This is a genomic window from Robertmurraya sp. GLU-23, from assembly GCF_052983275.1.
Map to the genome: position 1 here is coordinate 172,169 of NZ_JBRKCV010000004.1, position 17,856 is coordinate 190,024.

At 40.3% G+C, this 17,856-nt stretch carries 12 protein-coding genes; all 12 read left to right on the top strand.

Translation table 11 applies throughout. From position 1 onward, the window contains the following. Positions 1-16: 16 nt before the first annotated feature. The 12 genes from hydA to cobA all read left to right on the top strand — a co-directional run bounded on the left by hydA (position 17) and on the right by cobA (position 17,843). Positions 17-1,432 (top strand): dihydropyrimidinase, encoded by a 1,416-nt coding sequence (gene hydA / locus ACVBAX_RS09985; RefSeq protein ID WP_447116889.1) that lies wholly within the window; start codon positions 17-19, stop codon positions 1,430-1,432. A 90-nt stretch (positions 1,433-1,522) separates the two neighbouring features. Next, complete coding sequence (locus ACVBAX_RS09990; protein WP_447116890.1) at positions 1,523-2,995, top strand: NCS1 family transporter; 1,473 nt, start codon at positions 1,523-1,525, stop codon at positions 2,993-2,995. Positions 2,996-3,009: 14 nt separating this feature from the next. Then, positions 3,010-3,231 (top strand): hypothetical protein, encoded by a 222-nt coding sequence (locus tag ACVBAX_RS09995; protein WP_447116891.1) that lies wholly within the window; start codon positions 3,010-3,012, stop codon positions 3,229-3,231. 74 nt (positions 3,232-3,305) lie between these two features. Next, positions 3,306-4,955 (top strand): PucR family transcriptional regulator, encoded by a 1,650-nt coding sequence (locus ACVBAX_RS10000; RefSeq protein WP_447116892.1) that lies wholly within the window; start codon positions 3,306-3,308, stop codon positions 4,953-4,955. A gap of 107 nt (positions 4,956-5,062) precedes the next feature. Further along, positions 5,063-6,529 (top strand): CoA-acylating methylmalonate-semialdehyde dehydrogenase, encoded by a 1,467-nt coding sequence (locus ACVBAX_RS10005; protein ID WP_447116893.1) that lies wholly within the window; start codon positions 5,063-5,065, stop codon positions 6,527-6,529. Positions 6,530-6,560: 31 nt separating this feature from the next. Beyond that, the gene (locus ACVBAX_RS10010; RefSeq protein WP_447116894.1) at positions 6,561-7,919 is read left to right on the top strand and encodes an aminotransferase; all 1,359 of its coding nucleotides are present in this window, start codon (positions 6,561-6,563) and stop codon (positions 7,917-7,919) included. A gap of 49 nt (positions 7,920-7,968) precedes the next feature. Then, positions 7,969-9,072 carry an alanine dehydrogenase gene (gene ald, locus ACVBAX_RS10015; RefSeq protein WP_430774285.1) on the top strand — a complete coding sequence of 368 codons (1,104 nt, stop codon included), beginning with the start codon at positions 7,969-7,971 and terminating at the stop codon, positions 9,070-9,072. A 19-nt stretch (positions 9,073-9,091) separates the two neighbouring features. Beyond that, on the top strand, positions 9,092-10,339 hold the full coding sequence (locus tag ACVBAX_RS10020) for a M20 family metallo-hydrolase (RefSeq protein WP_447116895.1): 1,248 nt from the start codon (positions 9,092-9,094) through the stop codon (positions 10,337-10,339). Positions 10,340-10,578: 239 nt separating this feature from the next. After that, positions 10,579-13,287, top strand: coding sequence for a tetratricopeptide repeat protein (locus ACVBAX_RS10025; RefSeq protein ID WP_447116896.1), 2,709 nt, complete (start codon positions 10,579-10,581; stop codon positions 13,285-13,287). Between the two features lie 204 nt (positions 13,288-13,491). Continuing rightward, positions 13,492-15,927: a nitrite reductase large subunit NirB gene (gene nirB, locus ACVBAX_RS10030; RefSeq protein WP_447116898.1), complete on the top strand. Its 2,436-nt coding sequence runs from the start codon at positions 13,492-13,494 to the stop codon at positions 15,925-15,927. Positions 15,928-16,004: 77 nt separating this feature from the next. Next, positions 16,005-16,325 carry a nitrite reductase small subunit NirD gene (nirD, locus tag ACVBAX_RS10035; RefSeq protein ID WP_447116899.1) on the top strand — a complete coding sequence of 107 codons (321 nt, stop codon included), beginning with the start codon at positions 16,005-16,007 and terminating at the stop codon, positions 16,323-16,325. 48 nt (positions 16,326-16,373) lie between these two features. After that, the gene (gene cobA / locus ACVBAX_RS10040; RefSeq protein WP_447116900.1) at positions 16,374-17,843 is read left to right on the top strand and encodes a uroporphyrinogen-III C-methyltransferase; all 1,470 of its coding nucleotides are present in this window, start codon (positions 16,374-16,376) and stop codon (positions 17,841-17,843) included. Positions 17,844-17,856: the final 13 nt, after the last annotated feature.

Here is a 17,856-nt window from a genome sequence, read left to right on the forward strand (position 1 = left end):
TAAGGGGGAAACGAACTTGAAGAAAGTAATAAAAAACGGAACGATCGTAACAGCGTCAGATACGTATCAGGCTGACATTCTAATTGAAAACGGAACAATTCGTCAAATTGGTGATAACCTCCCTTCGAACGACGCAGAAGTGATTGATGCAACTGGGAAACTCGTACTTCCTGGTGGAATCGACCCCCATACCCATTTAGACATGCCCTTTGGCGGCACGGTAACAAAGGACGACTTCGAAACAGGGACAATCGCTGCAGCATTTGGTGGAACCACTACCGTTATCGATTTTTGTTTGACTAATAAGGGTGAACCATTAAAAAATGCGATAAAAGTGTGGCATGATAAATCGAAAGAAAAAGCGGTTATTGACTACAGCTTCCATCTAATGATCGGTGAAATTAATGACCAAGTTCTAGAAGAACTGCCCACAATCATGAAAGAGGAAGGAATCACATCCTTTAAAGTATTTATGGCATATAAAAATGTATTCCAGGCGGATGATGAAACCTTATTCCGTACCCTGTTAGCAGCAAAAGAACATGGTGCGCTCGTGATGGTACATGCCGAAAATGGGGATGTGATTGACTACTTAACAAAGAAAGCACTTGAGTTGAATCAGACAGACCCTATTTACCATGCATTAACCCGACCACCAGAAGTAGAGGGCGAAGCAACTGGCAGAGCCGCTACTTTAACAGGGTTAGCTGAGTCGCAACTGTACGTCGTGCATGTTTCTTGTGCAGAGGCAGCTAAGAAAATAGCAGAAGCTCGTTCAAAAGGAATTGATATTTGGGGAGAAACTTGTCCACAATACTTAGTTCTTGATCAATCCTATCTCAAAAAACCTAATTTTGAGGGAGCCAAATACGTGTGGTCACCGCCATTGCGTGAAAAATGGAACCAAGATGTATTATGGAATGCTCTCAAAACAGGTGAGCTGCAAACCCTAGGTTCCGACCAATGCTCCTTTGATTTTGATGGCCAAAAAAGCCTTGGTAAGGGAGACTTCTCAAAAATCCCAAATGGAGGTCCTATCATCGAGGACCGATTATCCATCTTGTATTCCGAAGGTGTGAAAAAAGGAAGAATCACTTTAAACCAGTTTGTAGATATCACCTCAACGAAGGTTGCAAAGCTTTTTGGGCTTTATCCGAAAAAGGGAACCATAGCGGTTGGTACAGATGCTGATATTGTCATATTCGATCCGAATGTTGAGCGGACGATCTCAGCAAAAACACATCATATGGCGGTTGATTACAATGCCTTCGAAGGAATGGAGGTAGTTGGTGAAGCCGTTTCGGTTCTCTCAAGAGGAGAATTTGTAATCCGTGACAAAGCCTTTATCGGGAAGATTGGTGGTGGACAATACATTAAACGAGCAAGGTACGGAAAAACACTAGAAACTGAAAACAAATCCGTACCAATTTAAAACAAAAATGCAAATGGGAAGGATATAAATTTTCTGCGAGTTCCATTACCAGAAAATTTTATATATTAAAACTAGAAAAGGAGTGGTTTCATGAAAAAAAGTAGTGGTTATTTAAAGTCTCCAGATTTACTTCCCATTTCCCACAGCGATAAGAAAATTGGATCATTAGGCTTTTCAATTATTTGGGTAGGGATGGCTGTCGTTTTAGCAGCCTTTGCGATTGGTGGCTCTGGTGTCCAGAGTCTGCCTCTTGGCTGGGTAATTGTAGCAACGATCATTGGTTCAGTCGCAATTGGAATCTTTATGACAATTATTGGAGACATTGGAATCGAACATGGATTATCCTTCCCCGTCTATATGAGAGCACCGTTTGGAACCATCGGGACTCATATCCCTTCCATCGTTCGTGGAGTAACCGCTGCTTGCTGGTTTGGTATTAATACGTACTTTGGTGCAACCGCAATGAACGGAATACTAAATGCACTTTTTCAATTTGATAATTGGTTTATTTGCTTCGTATTGTTTGCTACTGTACAACTTGTGAACACCGCCTTAGGAATTAAAGCGATTGAACGATTCGCCGATCTGGCCGCTCCGATCATCATTATTATCTCTGCCTGGATGTATACATCCCTATCTGACAAAGCGATAGAGCAAGGTAGAGACGTATGGACTTGGGTGGAAAGTCCGGTGACAGGTGGTGCTGCATTAACCGCATTTATGGTTGTGGTTATGGCGAATATGGGCTTTTGGGCTACTCTTGCCGCGGATATGCCTTCTTTATCCCGTTTTATCAAAGCTCCTAAAAACGAAAGAAATTGGTTTAAACGAAACAAAGCTCAAATTTTTGGAAATATCATAGCCATGCCGATTACAAACACGTTTATGGTCATTATCGGCGCAGTGTCCTATATTGCCGTTTTAAATTATGACCCGGTCGTCGCCCTACAAGAAGCAGCTACAGGCTTTATTCTAGGAATTCTTCTCCTTATGATCGTTTTAGCACAATGGTCAACCAATACCTCAGCAAATGTAATACCAGCAGCTACGATTTTCTCCAATGTTGGCGGTCCGAAAGTTCCGTTCTGGGTTGGAGTAATCATCGCCGGTGTGATAGGAATTGTCGTTCAACCTTGGAGCTTATTTGGAGTGATTGTTCCTGCTCTACTCGTGATCGGTGGGGTTCTATCAGCCATCGTTGGTATATTATTTACCGATTATTATGTAATTCGCAAAAGACGAGTTAACGTAGAAGACTTGTACGAAGCAGATGGTCAGTTCAAATACTTGAATGGGGTCAATCTTGCTGGAATGATTTCATGGATCATCGGAGGAGCAGCCGCATATTATTTATCAACCTATTCGTTTATTGTTGGATTCTTGGTAGGGGCCATTATTTACTATTTCTTAGCCAAGTATTGGTGGTTTAAAAAATATGAGCAAGCTGAGCTCGTGGATCCTAGCGACGAAAAATACCTCGGTATCACCGTCGGACGTGATTGGGATATAGAAGCAGGAGAAGAATCGGTTCTTGTACCTGAGCCGATTAACACACAAATATAAAAGGGGGACACTCCATGTCCGAATTCCAACAATATCTTCAAGAAAGAGATAAGATTGATTTTTTTATTCAAAAGGGATTTACGATTAAAAGTGTCACCGAAACATTAAACGGATCCTTTGTTGACTTTGTAAACGAACACTCTGAAGAAAAAGAAACCGTCACCTTACATGTCGCTACAGCTGAAGGGCGGAAGTATTTCTCAGTGATGGTCATAAAACAGCAAAAAGGAGCTTAACACAAATGCGAGTCACACAGACAATGTCTGCGTGACTCACGTTTTTACCAATTGAATTGGAAGGGGGCTGTTCCTTGAAATCGTATATTACTGTTGGAGATTTGTTACAAAGAAATCATTTTGAAGATATTGAAGTTCTTGCAGGGGAAGAGGGACTTATTCGTCCAGTAAAGTGGGTACATATTGTAGAAGTAACCAATATTCGGAACCTTTTGCGTGGAGGTGAATTTATTTTATCCACATGTGCCTTATTACATGACAATAACGAGTTGTTTTTATCCGTAGTGGAGCAATTAATTGAAGTACACGCTTCTGGATTATGCATTGAACTTGGAACATACACCACGCACATACCTAATGAAGTTATTGAGCTTTGCAACCTGCACCACTTTCCATTGCTCATTTTTCACAATGAAGTACCCTTCGTGGAAATCACTCAAGATATTCACGCCCTCCTAATCAATCGACAATATCAAATGATATCTGAGCTCGAAAGCTACACACAGGAACTAAACAAAAAACTGCTGACATTCGGTCATACAAAGGAAATCCTACAGTTTACGAAGGAATACCTACAGATTCAATTGATGATCGTCTTTAACAATCAAGAAATACAATTTTCTCCGGATGTAAAAGAAAGTGAAAAAAAGAAAATTATACACATGTTTCATAATGAGACGAATCAAGGTACTGATCTTGCCACACAAACGATGACAAAAGTTCCGATTCATCTATTAGGAGATACATATGCAGAATTATATCTAATTGCAGAAAACCACACTCTGACAGAATTTGATCACTTAATACTCGATCGAACCGCAACTGCTCTAGCACAACTCCTTTTAAGACAATTATACGTAGAAGAAAAAAAGAGGGTTGAGGAATCTGAATGGCTTTCAGGTTGGCTCGATGGGGAGCATAGCGAAGATGCCATTCATGACTACCTGGTCTATCATTTTCCTAAGATTAAGCCAAAGGGTGCGTTTGTATGTCAATTTAAGTTAGAAGCAATCTCAGACTTTTCCATGCTTGATATCACCTATTTTAATTTATACGTTCGTGCTTTCTTTGAGCCTCAAGGATTTACACTCTTTTCAATTGAAAAAAAGCATACAATTACTTTTATCTTCGTTAACGAACGAAACACCTCATCGTGGAAGGCCCGGATGAAGGAAGGGATACAACGTTTAGAAAAATCGGATATAAAAATGGCCAACCAAACAAGTCCCTTTGTACTCGGAGTAGGAAAATTTGTTACACATTTATCCCATGTTCATGAAAGCTATTTAACCTCCTTAGAAACGATCCGCATCCAAGACCGCTTAACCGTACCTTCCCAAAGTCATTTTTACGATGATCTGCATATTTTCCGCCTTATTTCCTTATTAAATAAACATATTAATCTACAAGAAATTGTCATGGAGTATCTCGAGCCCGTTCTAACATATGACAATATGTACAATGGCAAGTTATTAGAAACGTTAAAAACGTATCTATCCTGTAACGGGTCCAAGCAGGAAACAGCTAAGCGATTATTTATCGTACGCCAAACGCTCTACCATCGTATTGAAAAATTAGAAAAGCTACTTGGTGAGGACTTTTTACATCATGAAAAAAGGCTTGCGATTGAGTTCATGATTCTGTCTCACGAATTCCTTCTTTCTTCCCATTTGAAGAAGGAGAAAGGAGTGCCCCAGTTATTCCCCAATGAAGGCAAAATGTAAAGTTTAACACAAGCATTTTTTCACAAAACGTCTAATGCCACAAAGGCAGCATATCCTTGATAATAAATACAAGAAGATAACTAATCATTTAAAAGGGGGATGCACAAATGACAGTAATCAAAAAGCAAACGGTAAAACTCAATAACTATATTAATGGGGAATGGGTAGAGGCTTGTAGTTCAGATTCATTGGAAGTGCTAAATCCTGCAACCTCAGAGGTGATCGCAACCGTTCCCCTTTCTTCTAAAGAGGACGTTGACCAAGCAGTAAAAGCAGCAAACATTGCTTTTCAAACGTGGAAAAATACTCCCGTTCCAAAGAGAGCAAGGATTCTATATAAATACCATTACTTATTAACAGAAAATCATGAAAAACTAGCTCAGTTAGTCGTAAAAGAAAATGGAAAAGCGTATAAGGAAGCATACGGAGAGGTACAACGAGGAATTGAATGTGTCGAGTTTGCCGCGGGAGCTCCTACATTAATGATGGGTGAAACGTTATCCAATATTGCTGAAGATATTGATTCCGAAATGTATCGTTATCCGTTAGGGGTAGTGGGTGGAATTACACCATTTAATTTCCCAATGATGGTTCCACTATGGATGTTCCCACTTGCTATTGCCTGTGGAAATACCTTTGTACTAAAACCGTCGGAACGAACACCTCTTTTAGCAAGTGAACTAGTTGAATTATTTACTCAAGCCGGAGCTCCTAAAGGAGTGCTTAATATTGTTCATGGAGCACATGATGTAGTGAATGGGCTGATCGAACATGAAGATGTCAAGGCGATTTCCTTCGTTGGTTCACAGCCGGTTGCAAAGTATGTATACGAGCGTTCAGCAGCACAAGGGAAAAGAGTGCAGGCATTATCCGGTGCTAAAAACCATCATGTCGTCATGCCTGATGCCAATTTTGAAAAAGCCGTTTCTCATATTATTAGCTCTGCTTATGGAAGTGCAGGCCAACGATGTATGGCATGTAGTGCAGTCGTTGTTGTTGGTGATGGAGAAGAGTTTGTAGCTGCACTTAGGGAAAAGGCAGACGAATTACTAATCGGAAATGGTCTTGATGAAGAGGTATTACTAACACCTGTTATCCGTGATTCTCACCGCGAGAAGGTCTTACAGTACATTGATATCGGCATAAAAGAAGGGGCCACTCTCGTTCGCGACGGTCGACCAGAGATGGAACAGCATAAGGAAGGTAGTTTTCTTGGACCCACTATTTTCGACCATGTTACCCCTGATATGAAAATAGCAAAGGATGAAATATTTGCCCCGGTTTTAAGCCTATTACGGGCAAAGGACCTGGATGAAGCTTTATCCTATATTCGCAAGTCTCGTTACGGAAATGGAGCAACCATTTACACAAAGGACGCTGCTGCTATTCGTCAATTCCGAGAGGAAGCAGATGCTGGCATGCTTGGGATCAATGTTGGTGTACCTGCAACTATGGCCTTTTTCCCATTTTCCGGCTGGAAGGACTCCTTTTATGGAGATCTACATGTAAATGGAAAGGATGGCGTCAATTTCTTTACAAGAAAGAAAATGATTACATCTCGTTTCGACTATTAAAACATAACAGGGTGAGAAAGGGGAATTTGCGATGGCACAAATGAAGCAAGGGGAAGATTTTCTAACAAAAGATAAAGACTTTGTATGGCACTCCATGAAACCGTACAATCCAAACGGTACGATGATTGCTGAAAAAGCAGAAGGCTCTTGGGTAACAGATCATGATGGAAATCGCTTTTTGGATGGAATGGCTGGTCTTTGGTGTGTCAATGTAGGATATGGTCGGACAGAGCTCGCCGATGCTGCATATGATCAGCTAAAGAAAATGGCTTATTTCCCACTCACCCAAAGCCATACACCTGCGATTCAATTAGCTGAAAAGCTTAATGAACTTTTGGGCGATGAATACGTGATCTTTTTTTCGAATAGCGGTTCAGAAGCGAATGAAACAGCCTTTAAAATTGCTAGACAATATCATCAGCAAAAAGGGAATCACTCACGATATAAATTCATCTCTCGTTATCGAGCCTACCATGGTAACACGATGGGGTCTCTTGCTGCAACGGGGCAGGCACAGCGAAAGTTCAAATATGAACCTCTAGCTCCTGGATTCGTTCATGTAGCGCCACCTGACTCTTATCGTTCAAACGATCAATTGGGCAGTCCAGCCTCGGAGCTCGAATCTGTCAAAGAGATCGAGCGAGTGATGACCTGGGAGCTTAGTGAAACGATTGCTGGAGTCATTATGGAACCGATTATTACCGGTGGAGGCATCCTCATTCCGCCTGAAAACTATATGAAGGGTGTTAAGGAAGCTTGTGAAAAACACGGCGCTCTACTAATTGTTGATGAAGTGATTTGCGGATTTGGTCGTACAGGGAAAGCATTCGGCTTCATGAATTACGGAGTGAAGCCTGATATTGTTACGATGGCAAAAGGGATCACAAGCGCCTATCTTCCATTATCGGCAACAGCTGTCAAAAAGGAAATCTACGAAGCTTTTAAAGGCAGTGAAGAATACGATTACTTCCGCCATGTCAATACATTCGGTGGCAATCCGGCTGCTTGTGCTCTTGCATTAAAAAACCTAGAGATCATGGAGACCGAGAAACTGTTTGATCGTTCCAAAAATTTAGGAGAACAACTTAATGAGAGATTAAATATAAGCTTACGTAACCATCCATTCGTAGGGGATGTTCGTGGAAAAGGCTTACTCATAGGAATTGAACTCGTTAAGGATAAAGCCACTAAGGAACCATTAGATGTGGATTTGGTAAACCAAGTGATTGCTGGCTGTAAGAAAAAAGGACTCATCATTGGTAAGAACGGGGCCACCGTAGCTGGATTTAATAACGTTCTTACCATATCTCCCCCATTATCCATTAAAGAGGAAGATCTCGACTTCTTGTTTACAACTGTCACTACTGAACTAGAGGAGCTCGTCAAATAAACTTAGAGCATCGTGCGTTTGCCAAAAGTAACCAGAAAGGAAGAATGCTATGAAAATCGGAGTACCAAAAGAGATCAAAAGCCAAGAGAACCGCGTTGCTCTTACACCTGCTGGCGTCCTACAATTAAGCACAAAAGGTCATCATGTTTTCGTAGAAAAGGGAGCCGGATTGGCTTCAGGGTTCATTGATGAAGAGTATATAGAAGCGGGAGCATGTGTCGTTGAAACAGCCGCTGAAGCTTGGGCATGCGAAATGGTCATCAAAGTAAAAGAACCCATTCCAAGTGAATATGCTTATTTTTATGAAGGATTAATTCTTTTCACCTATTTGCACTTAGCTGCCAATTTCACTTTAACTGAAGCTCTCATTCAGAAAAAGGTAGTAGCCATCTCCTACGAAACCGTTCAACTGAACGATCGCAGCTTGCCATTATTAACACCAATGAGCGAGGTAGCAGGAAGAATGGCTGCTCAAATTGGGGCCACCTACTTAGAAAAAAGCAAAGGTGGTAAAGGGATCCTGCTAGGTGGTGTACCTGGTGTAAATCGTGGGAAAGTTACGATCATCGGTGGAGGGGTTGTTGGAACAAATGCAGCTAAAATTGCTATTGGTTTAGGTGCAAAGGTATCTATCCTTGATGTTAGTGCAGCAAGATTAAGAGAATTAGACGATATCTTTGGCTCGTCTATTACGACACTTATGTCCAATCCATATACGATTGGCCAGGCGGTCGCGGATTCGGACTTAGTCATTGGTGCGGTTCTTCTTCCTGGTATGAAAGCTCCTAAGCTAGTAACAGAAGAAATGGTTCGACTTATGGAAGAAGGCTCTGTCATTGTTGATGTCGCGATTGACCAAGGAGGAATCTTTGAAACAGCTACACATGTGACCACGCATGCCGATCCAACCTACACAAAGCATGGTGTCGTCCATTATGCAGTTGGCAATATGCCTGGGGCTGTACCAAGAACGTCAACCATTGCGCTAACAAATGTCACGGTTCCATATATTATCGAAATAGCAGAGAAAGGCTACAAAATTGCATTTGCAGAAAACAAGGCCTTATTTAAAGGATTAAATGTCATTGATGGGAAGGTCGTTTACGAGGGTGTTGCAATGGCACATAATCTTCCGTACGTTTCAACCATTTAAAAGGCAAGGAGGGATATAGATGACGTTACTAACACTTTCTATCAATAAGGAACGACTAGAAAAAAGAATACATGAGCTTGCAGAGATTGGAAAGATTTCCGATACAGGTGTTTGTCGCTTAGCTCTTTCCAATGAAGATAAGCAAGCAGTTGACACCGTTAAAGGGTGGATGGAAGATGCTGGATTAGCTGCACGAATTGACCATTTTGGAAACTTAATTGGCAGACTAGAAGGAAAGAATCCTGATGCACCTATTTTAATGGTTGGCTCACATATCGACTCGCAGCCTTATGGAGGAAGATTTGATGGAGTAATTGGTGTATTAGGTGCGCTAGAAGTTGTCCAAACGATGATAGAAAAAAACATAGTCCCTGATACTCCTATCGAAGTAGTTGCCTTTTGTGATGAGGAAGGTTGTCGATTTAACAAAGGTCTATTTGGGGTCAGAGGAATTCTTGGCAAGCTAGAAGAAGGAGAGCTTGAGAGGAGGGACAAAAATGGAGTAACAAGAAGAGAGGCACTAATCGAGTTCGGCTGTGATCCTACTAGATTTAAGGAATCAGAGTATAAAGAAGGAAGCATTGGTGCCTTCTTAGAGCTTCATATTGAACAAGGTCCTATTTTAGAAGCAAAGGGGATTCCTGTTGGAATTGTGACGGGTATATCTGGCCCACTTTGGCTTTCTGTTGAGTTAGAAGGGTTTGCTGGTCATGCTGGCTCCGTTCCGATGTCTATGCGACAAGACGCATTAGTTGGTGCTGCTAAAGTAATTATTGCACTAAACGAGCTAGCCAGTCAGGATCCCAATGCGCCAACTGTTGGAACCGTTGGAAGTCTACAGGTTTTCCCGGACTCTCGTAATATTATCCCTGAGAAAGTAAGCTTTACCGTCGATTTACGAGATATTGATATTAATAGAAGACATGTGCTTGAAGCAAATCTTAGAAATCAGATCAAAGAAATAACGGAAACTCATGGTTTACGTTGTACCATTTCCGAGGATACCAATAGCGAACCAAGGTATTGCTCTGAAAGATTAATGAATATTATGAGGAAACAGAGTGATGTGATCGGTCTTAATCCGATAGAATTAATGAGTGGTCCTTTTCACGATTCTCTTTCCATGTCTTATGCATGCGAATACGGTATGATTTTTGTGAGGTGCAAGGACGGAATTAGTCACAATCCAAAGGAATTTTCAACGATCGAAGATATCTCACTCGGAACCGAATTACTCTACCGCACCGTCACCAACTACAAAGGGTGACTGACACCGTTCGTGGACAAATACCTTCGTTTGTCCGTCTGAGATGGACAATATAAACATCTAGTTCTATTGAGCTAGGTGTTTTTGTTCATTTTACGACATAAAAAGATATTTCTCTCCGAATTATGTAGAATCATATTATAATTAACAGAATCCAAAAAGAGTTACATAGCATCATAGCATATTTTACTCTATCGGTTATTAAAATGAATGGGGAGAAAAAATATGGAGGAATTAACATGACATCAGAGAAGCAATTTGTACAAAAAAAATATTATCAAACCCTAATTGAACAAGAAACGGATTTCCCCGTACGTTCGCTTGGGGAAGCTTATTATAAGGAGCAACAAAAAGACGTACCTGACTTAACACCCATTCGATTCGCGCAAGGGGAAGTGTATTTCCTCTACAAAGACTTTGAATCAGCGATCTTTAAATGGGAAAGTATCCAAAATGAATTAGCACCTTGGGCGAAAAAGAATATTGCAGATGCTTACTTGGAGTTAGAGCAATATTCAACTGCAGAGGAAATCTATAAAAGAGTCAGTACCGAGTCCGTTGTACTTCATACAGAAGTCTCGTTACAGCTATTTAGACTGTATGTAAAAGACAGTCGTACCCATGAAGCCACGTCAATTATTAGCGACATCATTAATAACCATCCTGACTATCCAGGAGTAACTGAACTTGCCCGTCTCTTCTTTGAAGAAATAGAAGATTGGGCTAATGCAATTCATCTTGCCATGAAAGAATTTATGCGTACCAACTCTCCAGAATGGATCGATGTTATTAAAAGATATAGCGATGAACAGCGGACCACCATTTTTAAACCTGAAGAGTACACGCCATTTTTATCGTATTTGTTACGCCTTGATCGCATTCGATTCGAAAAAATTGTTTTTAGGCTGTGGGAAAATTACGAAGAGCAAGCAGTGCTACTCGATTGGGTGAGCGAGCTTAATTCATTACTGCTCCAATCTGAGCTCCCTGAACAATTATCATGGAAGCTGTTATCTCAGAAATACTTAAAAACATTTCAGCTATTTTTAAATGGAAAGTATTCGTTAAACGAGATTCAGGAAATCATTCCATTACTGCTGAGAAATTGGATGCGTTTCGCAGAATCAAATCATTTTATCTTTACCGCATGTGCAACACTAGCTTGGAACGAGGTTTTCCCTGGTACGATCAATGAAGACACCGTTACGGAGGCAAAACATGCATTATCCAATTCAACACCAAATGGACTAATTGACGTGCACCAGACTAAACAACTGTTCTCTAGTATCGTAACTTGGGCTGAAGAAGAAGATCTTCCGGTAAGTAATAAGCTGAAATGGATCATGGAGAATCTACAAAATAAGCAAAGCACCATAACTTTGTTTACAGGTACAAGTAAGCTACAAACAACGATTTTAAGTGATTTGCTTGGACATGAACAAGTAAACCAATTGTCTTCAAAACTGGCGTTGTATAGCTACTTGCCTGAGCCTGAATTAACTGAAGTGAACTCTGTGGAATCCAAACAAGTAGGCAGTCCTACGGAAATTGGGTCAACCGATCATTACATCCACTCTAAAGGACCTTATGAACTACTAAAAGGTGCAAACACCTCATTAATGTCCATACCACCGTATCGTGGAACGGTTCAAGAAAGAAGTTCTCTATCTGTTAATTTACACATGGCTGATAGCATTATTTATGTTCTGAATGAGGAAAATCCATTAAACGATATGGAATTGAATGTGATTAAGCAAATGAACCAGCAAGCTAACGATCATACGTTCATTTTTATCCTTCCGATTCCAAATGCGGTAGCAGAAGAGACTGGCGTATCTTTTTATATGGAAACCATAAAGAAAAAGCTGAATCCTATTTTCCCGAATGCTGACATTTACCCGTACACGTCTTCTCAGTCTGTAGACTGGAGTGACATTTTGATCGATGTTAACAGTGAGCAATCCAACGAAAGAAGAACCAGAAAAGAGCTTTATTTTATAAAAGAAACACTACACTATCTATTAGCAAAACGAGCTGATAAAGAAGAAAAATTAATCGATGTCATTCAATGGAATAAAGAGATGTTAGCTAAAGTTAGTGGAGCTTCCATGCAGCTTGGAGATTTAGAACAGGAAGTCGGAGAAAGACTCAAGAACAATTATGTTACAATTCTGCAGGAGCTTTCTGCAGAAGTAGAAGCTGACATACCTAATGTTCTAAAGACCACAGCTGAATCTATTACAGATCAAAGCAACCTTGCCACTGTCCATCTTCAATTAAACGAGGAAATGAACAGGCGAATGGAGGAATATTTACAAAACACCACCCTTCCAAAGCTTTACTCCTCCCTTCAACAATGGATTGGTCTTACGAAAGAGGAGCTACAGCAAATTCGTGCTTATTTGGACGAAATGGCTACAAGTTTTAATGGCTTATATGGAATTGATAAATTCCAATTTCCAGTAGATGATCAATTGCTTCATGATTGGAGAAGAGATACTGGACGGTTGACCAGTGGTGTTCAATTAGAGCACATCAACATTATGTTAAAGCATAATCCAACCCAATTATTACTAAAGGGCGCAGGTAAGCTATTCGCAGGCATCGGTCAAAATAAAGCCATGCTGCAGCAAAAATACAAGCGTTATGTGGAAACGGAAGATTATTCAGAAGTAGCAAAACAAGTAAATAAACAGTTTTTTGCACCTTATCATTTTTTTGCTATGGCCATACAAAGGGATTTAGAATCGTTCTTTCAAAAGCCAAAAGATGAATTAACACGTACGGCAGAAGACTTAGTAGAAAGAATCAGTCAGTATGAACAATCATTAACAAAGCTTCAGCAGAATCCAACAGCTTTTGAGGATCCAATTAAGCTGTTCACGGTCCGCTATAAGCAATATGAATTCTTATTTACTGGACTTCCAAAAGTCAAACAAGAAGTATAGGTAGTTTAAAAGCTGGTGCAAACATATGCACCAGCTTTTTTCATTTACCTTCCTAAACTTTGAACAAAATGTGAATACCTTCACATAGTTCACGAAAGTGTGACAAACTTCACAAGTTTTCAACATAAAAGAAGTTAAAATAGAGCTATCAAGTTGATTGTGAAATAACGAGCATAACGCTAAAGCTGGGGAGGACATAACAAAATGGAAAAACGACATTTAGTTCTTATTGGTAACGGGATGGCAGGAGTAAGAGTAATCGAGGAAATTCTAAAACTAACACCCGATGCTTTTCATATAACAATCTTTGGAAATGAGCCATATCCAAACTACAACCGAATTCAATTATCAAATGTACTGCAAGGGAAAACAACGGTAGATGACATTTTCCTAAACGAATGGGAATGGTACCAAGAAAATAATATCACTTTATATACAAATGAAGCAGTTGCAAAAATCAATCCACAAATAAAGACGGTCGTTTCTTCAACGGGAAGGATCGTTGCTTACGATGAACTTATTATTGCAACAGGATCAAGCTCATTCATCCTACCGGTACCAGGTGCGGATAAACAAGGCGTAACAGGCTTCCGTGATATTCAAGATTGTGAAAATATGATGGAAGTCGCTCGAACTCATAAAAAAGCGGTAGTTATCGGTGGTGGCCTTCTTGGTCTTGAAGCTGCAAGAGGTTTAATTGACCTTGGTATGGACGTACATGTGGTTCATTTAATGCCACATTTAATGGAAAGACAGCTAGATGAGACTGCTGCAACGATGCTGAAAGAAGAACTTGAAGCTCAAGGGATGAAGTTTTTATTCGAAAAACAAACGAGTGAAATTCTTGGAGATGACCGTGTCACAGGCCTTCGATTTAGCGATGGAACAGAAATCAAAACAGATCTAGTCGTTATGGCTGTAGGAATTAAACCAAATACACAGCTTGCAAAAGAAGCTGGTATTAACGTAAACCGCGGGATTATTGTAAATGACTTTATGGAAACAAATACATCTAATGTATATGCGGTTGGGGAATGTGCAGAACATAGAGAGATCACGTATGGAATGGTTGCACCGCTGTATGAACAAGGAAAGGTTTTAGCACAGAGAATACTTGGTTTAGAGGTTGTACCTTATGAGGGATCTGTTACAGGCACTCAACTAAAGGTATCTGATGTTGATTTGTATTCTGCAGGTGAAATTATTGATGATAAATCTACAAAAGCAATTAAAGTTCACAATGAATTTGAAGGCATCTATAAAAAGATACTAGTAAGAGACAATCGAGTGGTAGGGATTGTTCTATACGGTGACACAAAGGATAGCACAAAATTGTTCCGTATGCTTGTTGATAAAGAAGATGTAAGTGGGAAAACAAGCGCAAGCATCTTAGACTCTGGATGCTGTGGCGGGGGTCAAGCTGACATGAGCGTTGACTCAATGCCAGATACGGAGATTGTGTGTGGATGTAACGGCGTCTCAAAGGGGACCATTGTCGAAGCCATTCAAGCAAAAGGACTTACGACCGTTGATCAAGTATCTAGCTGTACAAATGCCGGACGTTCTTGCGGTCGTTGTAAGGGCCTTGTTGGTGAAATTCTTGCTTACACATTGGGTGATTCATTTGATGCAACAAAAGCAAATAAGAAGACTCTCTGTGGCTGTACAACATTAAGTCGTGACGAGGTTGTAGCTGAAATTAAAGAAAAAGGCATGATGAGTACAAAAGAAGTCATGAATGTTCTTGGCTGGAACAACGAGGAAGGTTGCAGCAAATGTCGTCCTGCTCTTAACTACTATTTAGGTATGCTACATCCTGAAGAATACCTTGATGAACGCGACTCTCGCCTTGTTAATGAAAAAATGCACGCAAACATTCAAAAGGACGGCACATACTCTGTTGTTCCAAGAATGTATGGCGGAGTAACGAATGCTGAGGACTTAAAGAAAATTGCTGAGGTAACTGAGAAGTACAATATACCGCTTGTAAAGTTAACGGGTGGACAGCGTATCGCATTACTAGGTATAAAAAAGGAAGATCTGACAAATGTGTGGGAAGACCTTGGAATGCCTTCAGGTTATGCCTACGGAAAAACATTACGTACAGTAAAAACTTGTGTCGGCTCTCAATTCTGCCGTTACGGCACACAAGATACCATGCAACTAGGAATCGACCTTGAGAAGAAATTTGAACGTCTAGACACTCCACACAAATTTAAAATGGGCGTATCAGGATGTCCACGTAATTGTGCTGAAGCAGGGATAAAAGATATGGGGATTGTCGGAATCGATGGCGGATTTGAGCTGTATGTGGGCGGTAACGGAGGAACCGATCTACGTGCTGGTGACCTTCTCTGCACGTTAAAGACTGAAGAAGAAGTAATGGATATGATTAGTGCTTACATTCAATACTACCGTGAAACCGCTAATTACCTAGAGCGTACATCTGCTTGGATTGAGCGTGTGGGGCTAGATCATGTTAAAGAAGTATTGCAGGATGCTGAAGTAAGAAAAGAATTAACGGCAAAACTGGATCGTTCGCTAACTAGATACACTGAGCCTTGGAATGAAGCATTGAAAAATCAACAAATTCGTGAAAAATACTACAAAACAGAGGAAATTACAGAAGTTTTAGTCTAATATCATAAGTGGAAAAATTAATATTTACGAACACGAAAATGATGGGTAAAATTAGAGGAAAGGTTTTGGTGATTGATATGCCACAAACATTAACAAAAGTTGATGTCGGAAATTATCAAACATTAGCACATCAAGCAGGAAAAATAATCAGACTTGGAGAAAAAGAAATAGTCTTATTTAAATTATCAACTGGAGAAGTAAAAGCCGTTGAGAACAAAAGTCCCCATCCAAAGGGAGGCACATTGGCAGATGGCTTAGTTAGTGGAAGCTATGTATACTGTCCACTTTATGATTGGAAAATCTCTTTGAATGATGGTAAGGTGCAAGCACCAGACGAAGGACAAGTAAAAACGTATGAAGTAGAAGTAGAAGATAATCGGATTTTATTACTAATATAAAGGATGGGGGCGACTTCGCCCCCATTTGCCATAGGGGAGGAAGTTTGTATGACAACAGGAAAAGCATTTTTAGTTGGAGCAGGACCAGGGGATATTGGTCTCATTACAGTAAAAGGCCTAGAAGCCATTCAAAGAGCGGAGGTTATTCTATATGACCGACTTGCAAACCCAAAGCTTCTGGATTTTGCACCGCCAAATTGTGAGTTTATCTACTGTGGAAAGCTTCCTGATCGTCATACCCTCAGGCAGGAAAAAATAAATGATCTTCTTGTAGAGAAAACAGCTGCAGGGAAAATCGTCGTTCGATTAAAGGGAGGAGACCCTGGTGTTTTCGGACGAGTAGGCGAAGAAGCTGAAGCTTTAGCACAAAATGGCCTTTCCTTTGAAATGATTCCAGGAATAACTTCGGGAATTGCTGCCCCTCTTTATGCCGGAATTCCAGTAACCCACCGAGAATATGGAGAATCGTTTGCCATTGTTACGGCTCATGATAAATCAAAAGACGGTAAATCCGCACTCAATTGGGAAGGTCTTGCAAAAGGAATCGACACGATTGCTTTTTACATGGGAGTAGGAAATCTTTCACATATATGTACAAATTTACTCTCACATGGCAAACCAGCTTCAACTCCAGTCACACTCATTCAGTGGGGAACATTTGGACGTCAAAAAACACTTGAAGGGACACTTGAAACGATCGTTCAACGTGTAGAGGAAGCAAACTTTACGAATCCAGCCATCACACTTGTCGGAAACATCGCTTCTCTTAGAGAAAAAATAAGCTGGTTTGAGAAAAAACCATTGTTTGGCCGCCAAGTTTTGCTCCCAAGAACAGGGTTGAACACAAGCAATATAGCAAAGGCATTAGAAGAACAAGGGGCTGACGTGATTGAATTTCCAAAGTGGAAACGCGTAAAAATCACTCCAGATTACCTCATTTTATCTAAGCTTTCGATGTATTCTTCCATCATATTTACGTCTCCAGAGAGTGTTGACGAGTTCTTCCAAATATTAGTTGATGAGAAAATAGATATCCGGTCCATCCAAGCTGATTTGTACGGCTTGTCGAGGAAATCAGTAAATCAACTATTGAATAAAGGACTGCTCGCTGAACCAATTGAGAAATTAAGAAAAGGAGGGACTATCCTCCTTATAGGAAATAGTAATAATATAGAAGAAACTAGTCAAAACGTCTTGAATTTTGGGAATTTTGATACCTTTACAACATCAATAAAAGAAGTCGATGAAAGTTATCTTCCTATTTTTAAACGTATGCTTGACGACTCTAAGCTTAATACAGTAATCTTTCCAAGTTCCGCTTCAGTATCAATTTTGATAAAAACACTTGAAAAAACTGATTTTCTAACGATAGATACGTTAAAAGATCTGGAAATGTACTGCTTAGGAAATCAAACGATGGGCGCGCTTCTAGCTCATGATATCCAAGGGGCAAAGCAAACAAAAGAAGCAAGCATCCCATCGCTCCTATTTTCTTTAGTAAATAAGTCTGATTCCTAAACAGCAAATGGTG